Raw genomic sequence first — 14,200 nt, 5'->3', positions numbered from 1 at the left:
GTCCCCGTGCCCTCCGATCCCGCCGCAGACCCGTACACCCCGCACAGCGGCGACCGACGGTGGAGTGCCGAGCACTACGAGCTCCGTCTCGACTACCGCGTCGCCACGAACCGCCTGGACGGCACCGCCACGATCACCGCGCGCGCCCTCGAGCCGCTCGAGAAGGTCGTGATCGACCTGCACGGGCTCACGGTCGACCGGGTCGACGTCGACGGACGCCGGGCCAAGAAGGTCTCGACCGCGACGCACAAGGTGACGGTCACCCCGGCCGACCCCATCGCCGCCGACACCGTGTTCTCCGTGCACCTGCGGTACCGCGGCACCCCGCACCCCGTCCGGAGTGCGTGGGGGCAGCTCGGCTGGGAGGAACTGTCCGACGGCGTCATCGTCGCCGCGCAGCCCACGGGAGCGCCGTCGTGGTTCCCGTGCAACGACCGCCCCGACGACAAGGCCACGTACCGGATCGAGATCGCGGCCGAGGCGGCGTACGACGTCCTGGCGAACGGGGAGCTGCTCGCCAAGGAGCGCGACCGCGTCGGCACCCGCTGGACCTACGCCACCACCGAGCCGATGGCGACCTACCTGGCGACCGTGCAGATCGGCCGCTACCGCACCACGAAGCTGCGCACGAGCGGGGTCCCCGTCACGCTGCACCACCCCGCCGACCTCGCCGCCGCCGCGAAGACCGACTTCGGCCAGGTGCCGGAGATGCTCGCGCTGTTCGGTGACCGGTTCGGCCCGTACCCGTTCGCGGCGTACGGCGTCGTGGTCACCGACGACGACCTGGAGATCCCGCTCGAGGCCCACGGCCTGGCGGTGTTCGGCCGGAACCACGTCGACGGCGAGCACGGGACCGACCGTCTCATCGCCCACGAGCTCGCCCACCAGTGGTTCGGCAACTCCGTCACGGTCACCCGGTGGCAGGACATCTGGCTGCACGAGGGGTTCGCCTGCTACGCCGAGTGGCTGTGGTCCGAGGACCGCGGCGACGACACCGCCGACCAGCTGGCCGAGCGGTACCGGCAGGGACTGCTCGAGCAGCCGGAGGACCTGGTGATCGGTGACCCGGGCGCGAAGGACATGTTCGACGACCGCGTCTACAAGCGCGGCGCCCTCGCCCTGCACGCCGTCCGCCGCACGTTCGGCGACGACGCCTTCTTCGCCGGGCTGCGGAGCATCACCGAGCGGCACCGGCACGGATCCGTGACCGTGCCGGACGTGCTCCGTGCGTTCGCGGACGCCGCCGGCCGCTCGGTCGCGGACGTCGGTGCGGTGACCGGGCCCTGGATCGACGAGGCGTCGGTGCCGGCGCTGCCCGCTGGCTAGCAGGCGCCGCCGCCGCGCCGGCCAGCAGGCGCCGCCGCCGCGTCGGCCAGCATGCTCTGCCGCCGCGCCGGCTAGCCCGCCAGCTCGCCGTCCGCCGGGTCGCAGCTGACCTCGGACCACACCGCGTCGAGCGACAGTCCGACCACGCCCGCGACCGACGCGATCGTCGAGAACGCCGGCGTCGCGATGCGGCCGGTCTCGATCTTCCGCAGCGTCTCCGGCGAGATCCCCGCAGCCAGGGCGGTGTCCACGATCGACCGCGGACCACGGGCACGACGGAGCAGCGCACCGAGGCGACGACCGCGCGCGACCTCGTCGGGACGGAGTGGGAGACGGACCATGACCACATAGTAATACCGGTATGATCATCGGCGTGATCGAGATCCTGACCCCCGCCGAGGTCGACAAGGGCCGCGCCACCGGAGCCCTCGTCGGCACGATCCTGCAGACCCTGCGCGAACGCGCCCGCGTGGGCACGAACCTGCTCGAGATCGACCGGTGGGCGAAGCAGATGATCGAGGCCGCCGGTGCCGACTCCTGCTACGTCGACTACGCACCCTCGTTCGGCCGCGGCCCGTTCGGCCACCACATCTGCACGGCCGTGAACGACGCCGTCCTGCACGGGCTGCCGCACGACCGGGTGCTGCAGGACGGCGACCTGCTGACCCTCGACCTCGCGGTGTCCTTGGACGGCATCGCCGCCGACGCCGCGATCAGCTTCGTCGTCGGTACCGCACGCCCCGAGGACCTCGCACTCATCGACGCCACCGAACGCGCACTGGCCGCGGGCATCGCCGCCGCCGGACCGGGCGCCCGCATCGGTGACCTGTCCCACGCGATCGGCACCGTGCTCGAAGCGGCGGGCTACCCGGTGAACGTCGAGTTCGGCGGGCACGGCATCGGCTCGACCATGCACCAGGACCCGCACGTGTCGAACACCGGGCGCCCCGGCCGCGGCTACGCGCTCCGGCCCGGACTCCTGCTCGCGCTCGAACCGTGGGTGATGGCGGACACCGACGTCCTGGTCACCGACGCCGACGGGTGGACCCTGCGGAGTGCCACCGGAGCGCGGACCGCCCACACCGAGCACACCATCGCGATCACCGAAGACGGCGCCGAGGTGCTCACGCTCCCCCGCTGACCGTCCCGACGACCTCGACGGACAGGCCACCCGCCGCGACGACGAGCACGACGTCCGGTGCGGGGTACAGCACGGTGACCGGTTGTCCGGCACCCTCGAACCGGGCGGTACCGGCGACCACGTCGACCTCCACCGCGAGCGGGTCGACGCGCAGCCCGCGTCCGTCGCGTTTCAGCACGGCCTCCTTCGCCGCCCACGCCGTGGCGAGGAGCGCCGGGTCCCCGTCGGCTCGACGGAGTTCGTCCGAGGTGAACGCATCGAGCGGCGCAGCGGCGACCCGCGACACCCGTTCGACGTCGACACCGAGTGCCGACGGTCCGACCGCGAGGGCGACGACGCCCGGTGCGCGCGACAGGCTCACGCCGACCGTGGTGCCCGCGACGGTCGCCCACGGACGACCGTGGTCGGTCCCCGCGCAGTGCGGACAGACGCGCCCCGCGCGCACCGCGACCGGCTCGGCGCCGGTCGCCGACGCGACGGCGGCGACCAGGGCCTCCCGGTCGTCCGCGCGGTCAGCAGCCGGCGTCCGGAGCGTCACCGTGACGGTCTGGAGGCACGACCCACCGACCGGGGCAGCGCCCGTCGGTCGTGTGGTCGCGCCCAGAGCGGATCAGGCGTGCGTCAGCGCGATGAGCGCGACGTTCATGGTGCTGTACTGCCCCTCGGAGCGGGTCGCCTGGCGAACTCGTCCGCGCAGGACCTCGTAACGGCCGTCGTGCTCGCGCACGAAACCGATCACACCCGTCGCCGGAGTCGACACCCGGTGGTAGCCGTCCTCGAGCGGGACGACCTCGGTGCTCGTGGTGCGTTCCATCGTTCTTCCCCTTCCGTTCATCCTCGAACAGTGGCGCCAGCATACCCCGGTACGGGGGACAAGACGTCCACAGGAAGCACGGTCCGGAGCGTTCCCCCAGAGTCTGGCGGTGCCCCTGCGTGGCCTGGATAGACTCCGGGCGACAGCGCACTCGTGGCGCGGTCCGGTGCGGTGCCACGGGGTACCGACCGGCGACGGACGGAGGACGGATGCGAGCGGTCCAGCACGGATCGGGCACGGACGGATCGAGCGGGCACAGGGGGACAACGCGGCTGTGGAGCCGTGTGACGGCCGCCCTCGTCGCGATGCTGATCGTCCTGGCTCCGGCAGCGACCGCCCACGCCACGGCGCCCGTCGACCTGGGCGGCGCGTACGTCCTCGACGAGGCTGACGCACTGACCGCATCCCAGCAGTCGAAGGTCGAGCAGGCCGTGCAGGACCTGTACGCCGAGACCCAGACGCAGCTGTTCGTCGTGTTCGTGCCGTCCTTCACCGACCCCACCGACCACACCGAGTGGGGCCGGGCCGTGCTCGAGCAGAACCAGATCGACACCGACGGCATCCTGCTCTCGGTCGCGGTCGACGAGCGGAACTACGACGTGCAGCAGACGAACGAGACCGCGATCTCCTCGTCCGACGTGGAGAACGCCGTCAACGACTCGCTGCTCCCCGAGCTCAAGCAGGGCGACTGGTCCGGCGCCGCCGTGGCCTTCGCCGACGGGCTGACCCAGTCGCAGGCCCCGGTGGACCTGACCTGGCTGTGGATCCTGCTGCTCGTCGTGGTCGTCGGGCTCGTCGTCGTGGTCCTGGTCATCCGGACCCGCAACAAGCGCCGCACCGCCGCAGCGACCGAGGCGCAGGAAGCCTCGCTCGCCGACCTCGAACGCACCGCCGGCGGCGCCCTGGTCACGATCGACGACGAACTCCGAACCGCCGAGCAAGAGGTCGGGTTCGCGAGCGCGCAGTTCGGCCCCGACGCCGCCAAGCCCTTCGCCGACGCCGTGCAGGCCGCCCAGCGCGAGGTCCGCAAGGCCTTCACGATCCGGCAGCAGCTCGACGACGAGATCCCCGACACCCCCCAGCAGCGCGCCGAGTGGGCGAACCAGATCATCGTGATCTGCGAACGGGCGCACGCCGCGATCGAGGAGCAGACCGAGGCGTTCGACCAGCTCCGGTCGCTCGAGGACGGCATCGAGGACGCGGCCGCATCGCTCGCCCAGGCTGTGGCCGCCGCGCCGGCATCGGTCGGGGCCGCCGCCGCGGCACTCGACCGCGTCCGCGCCCGCTACACCGGCCGCACCCTCGCCACCGTGGCGAACAACGTCGACCAGGCCCACCAGGTGCTCGCCTTCGCCACCGAACGCTCGAACGCCGCCACCGCCTCCATCGCCGCCGGCGACAAGGGCGAGGCGGTCGTGGCCGTGCGCGACGCCCAGCACGCGCTCGCCCAGGTGCAGCAGCTCACCGACGGCGCACTCGCCGCCGAGCAGTCCTTCGACGAGGCCACCGCCCGCGCCGAGGCGATGCGCATCGACATCCAGGGCGACGTCGCCGCCGCCCGCAGCCTGCGCTCGGGCGGGCCGGACCTCGCCGCCGCGGTCACCCGCGCCGAGGCCGTGCTCCGCCAGGGGCTCGACCCGAAGGACCCCGTGGCGGCCGTCGACGCGCTGACCCGGGCGAACACCGAGATCGACCAGGCCATCGCCGCGGCACGGGGTGCCGAGGAACAGCGCCAGCGCGCCACCCAGGCGCTCGACGCGGCCCTGCGCGACGCCCGGAACCGGATCAGCCAGGCCCGCGACTACGTCTCCCTGCACCGCGGCGGCATCGGCCCGACCGCCCGGACCCGGCTGTCCGAGGCCCAGCGCGCCTACGACGACGCCGTCGAACTCGCCCCGAACAACCCCGGCCAGGCACTCAACGCCGCCCGCGCGGCCGAGCAGTACGCGGCCGCCGCGATGGACGCCGCCAACGACGACCTCGGCGGCTGGGGCGGCGGCCAGGGCGGTGGCGGAGGCGGCGCCCAGCTCGGCGGCCTCGTCACCGGACTCGTCCTCGGCGGCCTGCTCGGCGGTCGCGGCGGCAGCTACGGCGGCGGCTCCTTCGGCGGCGGCGGCTTCGGCGGCGGAGGGGGCTTCAGCGGCGGTGGCGGCTTCGGCGGAGGCGGCGGTGGGGGCGGCGGCGGCTTCTCCGGCGGCGGCCGCTTCTGACCCGACGCACTCCCCCCGCCCCCAGAACCAGACACGACCCGACAACACCGTCCACAGGACTTCCACGAAAGGGAACAGCAATGGCCAAGCAGACCATCTTCGGACGCATCTCCACCCTCGTGCGCGCGAACATCAACCAGATCATCGACGACGCCGAGGACCCGCAGAAGATGCTGGACCAGCTCGTCCGCGACTACACGAACAACATCGCCGACGCGAAGACCGCGATCGCGCAGACCATCGGCAACGTGCGCCTGCTCGAGCAGGACCACGAAGAGGACAAGAAGGCCGCGGTCGAGTGGGGCCAGAAGGCCGCCAACGCCTCCACCGCAGCCGACAAGTACCGCTCCGAGGGCAAGTCGGCCGAGGCGGACAAGTTCGACAACCTCGCCAAGATCGCCATCGGCAAGCAGATCGCCGCCGAGCAGGAGGTCAAGGACGCGGAGCCGAACCTGGCGTCGCAGAACGAGGCCGTCGAGAAGCTCAAGACCGGTCTCGCCGGCATGGAGCAGAAGCTCGAGCAGCTCCGCGCGAAGCGGGACAACCTCGTCGCCCGCTCGAAGACCGCCGAGGCGCAGTCACGCGTCAACGACGCCCTCGGCAACATCGACGTGCTCGACCCGACGAGCGACCTCGGCCGCTTCGAGGAGAAGGTCCGCCGCGAAGAGGCGAAGGTGCTCGGCCAGCAGGAGCTGCAGTCGTCGAGCCTCGACGCACAGTTCGAGAGCCTCGAGGACGTCGGCAAGGACGCCGAGGTCGAGGCACGGCTCGCCGCGCTGAAGTCCGGCGGATCCTCGAGCATCTGACGAACGCCCTGACGACGCCGGACCCCAGCTGACAGACTGAGACGATGCACTTCCTCGTGGTCGGTCAGTGGCAGGGTTCGGCGTCGTCGCGCGCGATGCGCCTCGGGGACGGTGCGTCGGCGATCGCGGCCGACCTCCCCCGGGCGTCCACCACCGTGGTCGACGTCCCGGCCGGAGCGGGTGACCGCCTCGAGACCGCCGTCGCCCGCTACACCTCGGTGCTCGCCGTCGCCGAACGCGTCGCCGAGGAAACAGCCGTCGCCACCGAACCGGTGCTCGTCGTCGGCGGTGACGGCGCCAGTGTCCTCGGCGCGACCGCCGCCCTCGCACCGGACACCGCGTTCGTTCGGATCTCCGGGTCCAGCGGGTACCGCGCGCTCAACCGGGCCCAGCCCGTCGCCGCCGAGACCGCCGCCCTGCGCCTGCTGGTCGACCGCCCCGACGACCTGTTCCCCGGCCTGCCGGTCGTCCCCGCTTCGTCGGTCGTCGTCGCCGGGGTCCGCGGGGTCGAGGACGCCGAACGAGCCGCCCTCGACAAGGCCGGGATCGTGCACCTCGACGTCGATGCCGCCACCCCGGACGCCCTCGCCGCAGCGGTCGAGCGGACCGATGCCTCGTCGGTGTTCGTGCACGTCGACCTCGACGTCCTCGACCCGTCCGAGGTCGACGGGCTGCTCGAACCCGTCCCGTTCGGCCTCGACGGCGCAGCGCTCGTCGAGCGCATCCAGGCCGCGACGCGCGGGCGGCGCCTCGTCGGCGCCTCGCTCACCGGATTCGCCCCCGTCGACCCGGACCGGGCGGTGGACGACCTCGGCGTGATCCTGCGCGTCGTCGGAGCGGTGACCAGCGCCTCCCGGGTGGGCTGACCACACGTCCGACGCGACCGGCGGACGCCCTGCCGTCCCGCGTACGCTCGGCAGCATGACGGACTACGACCTCATCGTGATCGGAGCCGGCGCTGTCGGCGAGAACGTGGCGGACTACGCCAGGAAGCGCGACCTGTCGGTCGCGATCGTGGAGGCCGAGCTCGTCGGCGGCGAGTGCTCCTACTGGGCGTGCATGCCCTCGAAGGCGCTCCTGCGCAGCGGACACGCCCTCGCCGCCGCCAAGCGGCTCGACGGTGCGAAGCAGGCCGTGACCGGCACGCTCGACGCTGCCCACGTGCTCGCCCGCCGCAACTCGTTCACCTCGGACTGGAAGGACGACAGCCAGGTCTCGTGGCTCGAGTCCGCCGGCATCGACCTGATCCGCGGGCACGCCCGCATCACCGGCCCGAAGACCATCGACGTCGACGGCGAGACGCACACGGCGCGCGCCGCCGTCGCGGTCGTCACCGGTTCCCTGCACACGCTGCCCCCGGTGCCCGGTCTCGCCGAGGCGAAGCCGTGGGGCACCCGCGAGGGCACCAGCGCCCAGCAGGTCCCCGAGAGCCTGCTCGTCATCGGCGGCGGGGTCTCCGGCTCCGAGCTCGCGACCGCGTGGGCCTCCCTCGGCGCGAAGGTCACCCTCGTCGCCCGGCACGGTCTGCTCGGCGGCATGGAGCCCTTCGCCGGGGAACTCGTCGCCGACTCCCTGCGCGAACTCGGTGTCGACGTCCGCACCGGCGTCAACCCGGTCCGGGTCGACCGCGACGAGCACGGTCTCGTCACCACGGAGCTCGACGACGGCACCACCGTCATCACGAGCGAAGTGCTCGCCGCCACCGGCCGCGCCGCACACACGCGTGACCTCGGGCTCGAGACCGTCGGCCTGACCGCGGGCGACTGGCTCGACGTCGACGACACCATGCTCGTGCACGGCACCGACTGGTTGTACGCCGTGGGTGACGTCAACCACCGCGTCCTGCTCACGCACCAGGGCAAGTACCAGGCGCGTGCCGCCGGCGAGGCGATCGCCGCCCGGTACCAGGGCACGCCGCTGCACACCGAGCCGTGGGGTGCCCACGTCGCCACCGCCGACCACGCCGCCTCGCCGCAGGTCACCTTCACCGACCCCGAGGTCGCGAGCGTCGGACTGACCGAGGCGAAGGCCCGCGAACAGGGGCTGAACGTCCGCGCGGTCGAGTACGACCTCGGTGCGATCGCCGGGTCCTCCCTGCAGGCCGATGGCTACACGGGCCGCGCGAAGATGGTCGTCGACGAGGACCGCGGGGTCGTTGTGGGCGTCACGTTCGTCGGCCAGGACGTCGCCGAGATGCTGCACGGCGCCACCGTCGCCGTCGTGGGCGAGGTCCCGATCGACCGCCTGTGGCACGCGGTGCCGGCCTACCCGACGATGAACGAGATCTGGCTCCGCCTGCTCGAGACGTACGGCCGCCCGGCCTGAGCGTGCGCAACCCGCTGCTCGACTCCCCCGTGTCCCGTGCGGGGTGGGTGTTCGCGACCGCCGTCGGGCTCGCCGTGGGCGTCCCCCTGTCGACCGGGCGGATCCGGGTGGAGGACGGGCTCGTGGTCTGCACGGGGCTGCCGCGCTGGGTGTTCCGGCGCGGCGGCACCTGCGTCGGTTCGGTGTACCTGACCCGCAACAACGACGGCCCGCGGGTGCTCCGGCACGAGCGGGTGCACGTCGAGCAGTGGCGCCGGTACGGCATGCTCATGCCGCTGCTCTACGCCGTCGCCGGGCGGGATCCGCTGCGGAACCGGTTCGAGGTCGAGGCCGGCCTGGAGGACGGCGGCTACCGCTGACGCGTGCGGGTGCGGGGCGGGTGTGCTGCGGTCGCACGACACGCCGCGTGCGCATCGTCGTGGTCGCGCGAACCGTCGTCCCGACGCCGGTCGGGCGGCGGTTCGTGCGACCTCGGCGCGCCCGCCCGCCGGTCGCAACACCCCGCCGGGCGCGCGGCGAGCGGTCGCAGACCGTCGCCTGCGGCGCCGCCAGCCGACAGGTCGTGACCACTCGGCGCCCGGCCGACGACGAGTCGTGACCACTCGGCGGCGGACCGGCCAGGCGACGAGACGCGACCAGTCGACGGCCTGGAGGCGCGTGGCGGCGCCGCCCCGAGCCTCCAGGCCGCCGGGCCCCACGCCCACCGCGCCCGCCCGCCGGTCGCAACACCCCGCCTACCCCGCGGCGCGTGGTCGCAGACCGTCGCGTGCGGCGCCGCCAGCCGACAGTTCGTGACCACTCGGCGCCCGGCCGACGACGAGTCGTGACCACTCGGCGGCAGGCCGGTCAGGCGACGGGACGCGACCGGCCGACGGCCTGGAGGCGCGTGCCGGCGCCGCCCCGAGCCTCCAGGCCGCCGCGCCCCACGCCCACCGCGCCTGCCCGCCGGTCGCAACACCCCGCCGGGCGCGCGGCGAGCGGTCGCAGACCGTCGCCTGCGGCGCCGCCAGCCGACGGTTCGTGACCACTCGGCGCCCCACCCACGACGAGTCGTGACCACTCGGCGACGGCACGTGACCGAAGTCGCACGACACGCCGCGTGCGCATCGTCGTGGTCGCGCGAACCGTCGTCCGGACGACCGGCAAGCGGCAGATCGTGCGACCTCGGCCCGGCCCGGCCTGGCGCCAGCCGGCCCGCGCGTCAGGCCGCGCGCCGCCGCGGCACCACGAGGGGCGTGCCGGTCTCGGGGTCGGGGACGACGACGCACGGCAGGCCGAAGACGTCCTCGACGAGGTCCGCGGTGAGCACCGACGACGGCTCCCCCGCCGAGACGATCGCCCCGTCGCGCATCGCGATGACGTGGGTGGCGTAGCGCGCGGCCTGGTTCAGGTCGTGCAGCACCGCGACGACCGTGCGACCGGCGGCGTGCAGCGTGGAGGCCAGTTCGAGCACGTCGTACTGGTGCGCGATGTCGAGGAACGTCGTCGGCTCGTCGAGCAGCACGATGTCGGTCTGCTGCGCGAGCACCATCGCGATCCACACCCGCTGCCGCTGCCCGCCGGAGAGCTCGTCGACGCTCCGGTCCGCCAGTTCCACCGTCGACGTCTGCTCGAGCGCGGCCTGCACGGCCTGCCGGTCGGACCCGGACGAGGGGTGCAGCAGGTCCTGGTGCGGGAACCGGCCCCGGGACACCAGGTCACGCACGGTGATGCCGTCGGGGGCGATCGGGGTCTGCGGGAGCATCCCGACGCGCCGGGCGACGGCCTTCGGGCGGTACGAGTCGATCGGCGCCCCGTCGAGGAAGACCGTGCCGGCACGCGGCTTCAGGGTGCGGGCGAAGGACTTCAGCAGCGTCGACTTGCCGCAGGCGTTCGGACCGACGATGACCGTGAGTTCGCCGTCGGGGATGTCGACGTCGAGCGTGTCCACCACGACCCGGTCGTCGTACGCCAGGGTCAGCCCACGGGCCCCCAGCGCGGTGGTCGGGACCGGACCGAGCGCGGTGCCCGCGGCCGACATCAGTGCTCGGCCTTGCCGTGCCGCCAGTAGCCCATGAACGCGACCTGCTTGCGGTCGATGCCGACGCCGCGCACCAGGTGGCGGCGGAGTTCCTTGACGCAGCCGGCCTCGCCCGCGATCCACGCGTAGACGGGGCGCTCGTCGACGGGCGCGGGGACGTCCCACAGCACCTGCTCGTCGACGTCGACGTCGGTGAGCTCGGCGGCCGGCTCGCACGCGGCGGCGGACGGCGGCGCGACGGTGGAGGCCCAGGCGTGCACCTGGTCGGTCATCCGGACCCCGTGGGTGGCGCCGTTGCGGGCGATCCAGCGGACCTCGACCCCGGCTGGCGCGGTGACCGGCAGCCGGTCGGCGTCGGTGGGCACCTCGATGAAGACGTGGCCGACGGTCGAGACGTCGAGGGCTTCGAGGATGGCGCAGATGGCCGGTGCAGCGGTCTCGTCCCCGGCGAGCAGGATCCGGTTCGCGTGCCCGGGAGCGAACTCGGCGGCCCCGGTCGGCAGGTCCTCCGGCGACTCGGGGACGCGCGGCCCGACGATGCGCAGCTCGTCACCGACGCGGCAGGCCGACACCCAGCGCGACGCCGGACCGGTGTCGCCGTGCGCGACGAAGTCGATGTCGAGCTCGCGGGCGTCCGGCCGGAACGAGCGGACCGTGTACGTGCGGAGCGGGTTGCGTGTCTCGTCCGGCAGCGCGCGCCAGGCGGCGTACCAGTCCTCGTCCTCGGGCAGTTCGGAGAAGCCGATGCCGGGCAGGGGCAGCACGATCTTGATCCGCTGGTCGAGACCGACCGAGGAGAAGTCGGCGAGCGCGTCGCCCGTCAGCGTGACCCGGACGAAGTTCGGGGTGAGCGACGTGACGGCGGCCACACGGACGGAGAAGACGCGATACCGGGTTGCCACGGAATCGAGTATGGCATGCCTTACCTAACGTCTCCAGGCCCCCGGAACGGTGCGAGGATCGTCCCCGTGTCCGAAGCCCCCGACGACGAATTCGCCGACCTGCCCGCCCTCGCCAGCGCGAGCGGCGTGACCACGCCGCTCCGCGCCTCCAGGCAGGTTGTCCGCACCGCGGACGGGCAGGAGACCTCCGCGATCCGGTGGGGCGACGACGGCCAGGAGGCCCGGATCACCTACCTGCACGGGCTCGGCATCGACGCCCACAGCTTCGACACCACGGCACTCGCCGTAGGCGAGCCGGCGGTCGCCCTCGACCTGCCCGGCCACGGCCGGTCGTCGTGGCGGGAGGACGCCGACTACGCGGCGGCCGCGACGGCGCCGAGCGTGCTCGCCGCGCTCGACGCGCTCGCGGTGCCGCCGGGCGTCGTCGTCGGGCACTCGCTCGGTGCCATCCTTTCCGCTCGGCTCGCGGCCACCGCACCGGAGCGGGTCACCGGACTCGTGCTCGTCGACATGTCGCCGGACTTCGCGCAGCGTGCGGTGGACCGGATCGCCCGCGCGCTCGAGGCCGAGGAGCCGTTCGAGTCGCTCGAGCAGGTCGTCGACCGGGCGATCGAGGCGCGGGTCGGCGACGACCGGCAGGTGCTGCTCCGCGAGGCCCGGCACACGACGGCCCTCGGTGCGGACGGGCGACTCGTTCGCCGTCACCACTTCCCGCACCTGCCCGCCGGGCGGACGTCGTCGGTGGGGCGCTTCGCCGATGCGTGGCCGGACCTCGAGGCCCTGCGCGTGCCGATCCTGCTCGTCCGGGGTGACCGCGGGTACGTCTCCCCGAAGCTGCACGCCGGGTTCGCCGAACGCCTGCCGGACGCCGAGATCGTGACGGTCACCTCGCGGCACGCGGTGCAGAACCAGGCACCCCTCGAACTGGCTTCGGCGATCCGGGCATGGGCGGAGCGGCACGGATTGTTGCACCCGATCGAAGAACCGTCGCCGGACGGCACCAGCCGCCGGTACCCTCGTGCGAGCGCGAGGCCCGATCCCAGCCCTCGTGCCCGGAAGGAACCCACCACCCCATGAGTCCGCTCCTGCCCCGTCGCACCGCGCGCACCTCGCGCATCGGGCGCGCTGCCCTCGCCGCCACCGCGATCGCCGTCGTCTCCGCCCTGGCGCTGACCGGCTGCTCCGGCTCGTCCGACACCACCGGTGGCAAGGACGCCACGGTGCGCGTCGGGCTGGTGCTCGAGCCGACGAGTCTCGACATCCGCACCCAGTCCGGGGCGGCGCTCGACCAGGTGCTCATCGACAACGTGTACCAGGGGCTCGTCGGCCGGACCGCCGACGGCGACATCCGTGACGTGCTGGCCTCGTCGCACGAGGTCTCGAAGGACGGCCTGACCTACACGTTCACGCTGCGGGACGGCACGACGTTCCAGGACGGCAAGCCGGTCACCGCAGCCGACGTCGTGTGGTCGCTCGAGCAGGTCAAGTCGAACGACTCGTACGTCGACTCGGCCAAGCTCGCGGGCGTCACGTCGATCACCTCGCCGTCGGACGACTCCGTCGTGCTGCAGCTGGCGAAGCCGGACTCCGACCTGCTCTGGAACCTGACCGGCCGCTCGGGCCTGGTGCTCGAGAAGGCGGCGGACAACGACCTGTCCGACAGCGCGAACGGCACCGGTCCGTTCGAGGTCGCGAGCTGGAAGCAGGGCGACTCGCTCACCTTCGACCGCAACGAGGACTACTGGGGCACGAAGGCGAAGGTCGCGAAGATCGTCTTCCGGTACATCACGGACCCGTCGACCGCCGTCAACGCGATGGCGAACGGTGACCTCGACGTCCTGAACCCCGTTGACGGCACGCTGCAGAGCCAGCTGCAGGGCAACGCCGACATCGCGCTGCACAGCGGCAAGACGACCGACAAGTACACGCTGGCGTTCAACGACCGCAAGGAGCCCTTCACCGACGAGCGCGTGCGCCGGGCGATCCGGCAGGCGATCGACGCGAAGGCGCTCATCAAGGCGATCGGCGGCACCGGCGTGGAGCAGGGCGGTCCGATCCCGGAGCTCGACCCCGGCTACGAGGACCTGACCGACATCGACGCGTACGACCCCGCGAACGCGAAGAAGCTCCTGGCCGACGCCGGCCAGCAGGACCTGAAGCTGACGCTCACCTACGCGAACATCTACCCGACGACGATCGGCGACGTGCTGAAGTCGCAGCTCGCCGACGTCGGGATCACCCTGACGGTCAAGCGTGTCGACTTCGCCACCTGGCTGTCCTCGGTGTTCCAGGCACCGAAGTCCGGCGAGCGGGACTTCGACCTGTCGATGGTCGACCACGTCGAGGCCCGTGACTTCGGCAACTGGGCGAACCCGGACTACTACTTCGGCTACGACAACCCGAAGGTGCAGGCCCTGTACGCCCAGTCGATCGCGGCGACCGACGAGGCCGCGAAGACCGAGGCGCTCCGGAAGGCGGCACGCATCGTCAGCGAGGACGCGGCCGGCGAGTGGCTCTACACGGCGACCGAGATCACCGCGGTGCGCTCCGGCGTGACGGGCTTCCCGGTCGACGGCGGCAACTCGCGCCTCGACCTGGCGAAGCTCGCGGTCAAGTGACCCGGAGCGACCGCGGCGGGCTGTCCGTCCCCGTAGCA

The 14,200-nt window shown here is 73.0% G+C and carries 14 protein-coding genes; 9 read left to right on the top strand and 5 right to left on the bottom strand.

Features of this window, described 5'->3' with window-relative positions; genetic code table 11:
* The first annotated feature begins 6 nt into the window (after window positions 1-6).
* Entirely contained in the window at window positions 7-1,326 is a 1,320-nt protein-coding gene (locus DEJ06_RS05150) for a M1 family metallopeptidase (protein ID WP_258372467.1), read from the top strand.
* A gap of 71 nt (window positions 1,327-1,397) precedes the next feature.
* Here DEJ06_RS05150 and DEJ06_RS05145 read toward each other — a convergent pair whose 3' ends face one another.
* Window positions 1,398-1,667, bottom strand: a complete 270-nt coding sequence (locus DEJ06_RS05145; RefSeq protein ID WP_027465796.1) for a helix-turn-helix domain-containing protein — start codon at window positions 1,665-1,667, stop codon at window positions 1,398-1,400.
* Between the two features lie 32 nt (window positions 1,668-1,699).
* Between DEJ06_RS05145 and map the strand changes: the two genes are divergently transcribed.
* Window positions 1,700-2,467, top strand: a complete 768-nt coding sequence (gene map / locus DEJ06_RS05140) for a type I methionyl aminopeptidase (RefSeq protein ID WP_111038639.1) — start codon at window positions 1,700-1,702, stop codon at window positions 2,465-2,467.
* Here the strand turns inward: map and DEJ06_RS05135 are convergent.
* Both DEJ06_RS05135 and DEJ06_RS05130 read right to left on the bottom strand, forming a co-directional pair.
* Window positions 2,451-3,005, bottom strand: a complete 555-nt coding sequence (locus DEJ06_RS05135; protein ID WP_146245674.1) for a 4'-phosphopantetheinyl transferase superfamily protein — start codon at window positions 3,003-3,005, stop codon at window positions 2,451-2,453. The genes map and DEJ06_RS05135 overlap by 17 nt on opposite strands.
* A 72-nt stretch (window positions 3,006-3,077) precedes the next feature.
* A complete protein-coding gene (locus DEJ06_RS05130) occupies window positions 3,078-3,281 on the bottom strand; it encodes a hypothetical protein (protein WP_017885770.1) in 204 nt (67 codons plus the stop codon).
* A gap of 284 nt (window positions 3,282-3,565) precedes the next feature.
* On the opposite strand from DEJ06_RS05130, the gene DEJ06_RS05125 reads away from it, so the two are divergent.
* The 5 genes from DEJ06_RS05125 (at window position 3,566) to DEJ06_RS05105 (ending at window position 8,981) form a co-directional block, all read left to right on the top strand.
* The gene (locus DEJ06_RS05125; protein WP_181437339.1) at window positions 3,566-5,491 is read left to right on the top strand and encodes a TPM domain-containing protein; all 1,926 of its coding nucleotides are present in this window, start codon (window positions 3,566-3,568) and stop codon (window positions 5,489-5,491) included.
* Between the two features lie 80 nt (window positions 5,492-5,571).
* The gene (locus tag DEJ06_RS05120) at window positions 5,572-6,297 is read left to right on the top strand and encodes a PspA/IM30 family protein (RefSeq protein WP_017885772.1); all 726 of its coding nucleotides are present in this window, start codon (window positions 5,572-5,574) and stop codon (window positions 6,295-6,297) included.
* A 44-nt stretch (window positions 6,298-6,341) separates the two neighbouring features.
* Complete coding sequence (locus DEJ06_RS05115; protein WP_111038613.1) at window positions 6,342-7,163, top strand: arginase family protein; 822 nt, start codon at window positions 6,342-6,344, stop codon at window positions 7,161-7,163.
* Between the two features lie 55 nt (window positions 7,164-7,218).
* Complete coding sequence (locus DEJ06_RS05110; RefSeq protein WP_027465800.1) at window positions 7,219-8,622, top strand: NAD(P)/FAD-dependent oxidoreductase; 1,404 nt, start codon at window positions 7,219-7,221, stop codon at window positions 8,620-8,622.
* Window positions 8,623-8,624: 2 nt separating this feature from the next.
* A complete protein-coding gene (locus DEJ06_RS05105) occupies window positions 8,625-8,981 on the top strand; it encodes a Fe-S oxidoreductase (protein WP_181436812.1) in 357 nt (118 codons plus the stop codon).
* A gap of 842 nt (window positions 8,982-9,823) precedes the next feature.
* Here the strand turns inward: DEJ06_RS05105 and DEJ06_RS05095 are convergent.
* A complete protein-coding gene (locus DEJ06_RS05095) occupies window positions 9,824-10,642 on the bottom strand; it encodes an ABC transporter ATP-binding protein (RefSeq protein WP_111038611.1) in 819 nt (272 codons plus the stop codon).
* Entirely contained in the window at window positions 10,642-11,544 is a 903-nt protein-coding gene (locus DEJ06_RS05090) for a siderophore-interacting protein (RefSeq protein WP_258372466.1), read from the bottom strand. The genes DEJ06_RS05095 and DEJ06_RS05090 overlap by 1 nt, the downstream gene beginning before the upstream one ends.
* A gap of 66 nt (window positions 11,545-11,610) precedes the next feature.
* On the opposite strand from DEJ06_RS05090, the gene DEJ06_RS05085 reads away from it, so the two are divergent.
* Both DEJ06_RS05085 and DEJ06_RS05080 read left to right on the top strand, forming a co-directional pair.
* Window positions 11,611-12,621 carry an alpha/beta fold hydrolase gene (locus DEJ06_RS05085; RefSeq protein WP_181436811.1) on the top strand — a complete coding sequence of 337 codons (1,011 nt, stop codon included), beginning with the start codon at window positions 11,611-11,613 and terminating at the stop codon, window positions 12,619-12,621.
* A complete protein-coding gene (locus DEJ06_RS05080) occupies window positions 12,618-14,162 on the top strand; it encodes an ABC transporter substrate-binding protein (protein ID WP_111038608.1) in 1,545 nt (514 codons plus the stop codon). Before DEJ06_RS05085 ends, DEJ06_RS05080 begins: the two co-directional genes overlap by 4 nt.
* The last annotated feature ends 38 nt before the right edge of the window (window positions 14,163-14,200 follow it).

The sequence above is a fragment of the Curtobacterium sp. MCLR17_051 genome, assembly GCF_003234395.1.
Taxonomy (GTDB): domain Bacteria; phylum Actinomycetota; class Actinomycetes; order Actinomycetales; family Microbacteriaceae; genus Curtobacterium; species Curtobacterium flaccumfaciens.
The sequence above is the reverse complement of the archived record's forward strand: the minus strand, read 5'-3'. Positions and strand labels throughout refer to the sequence as shown.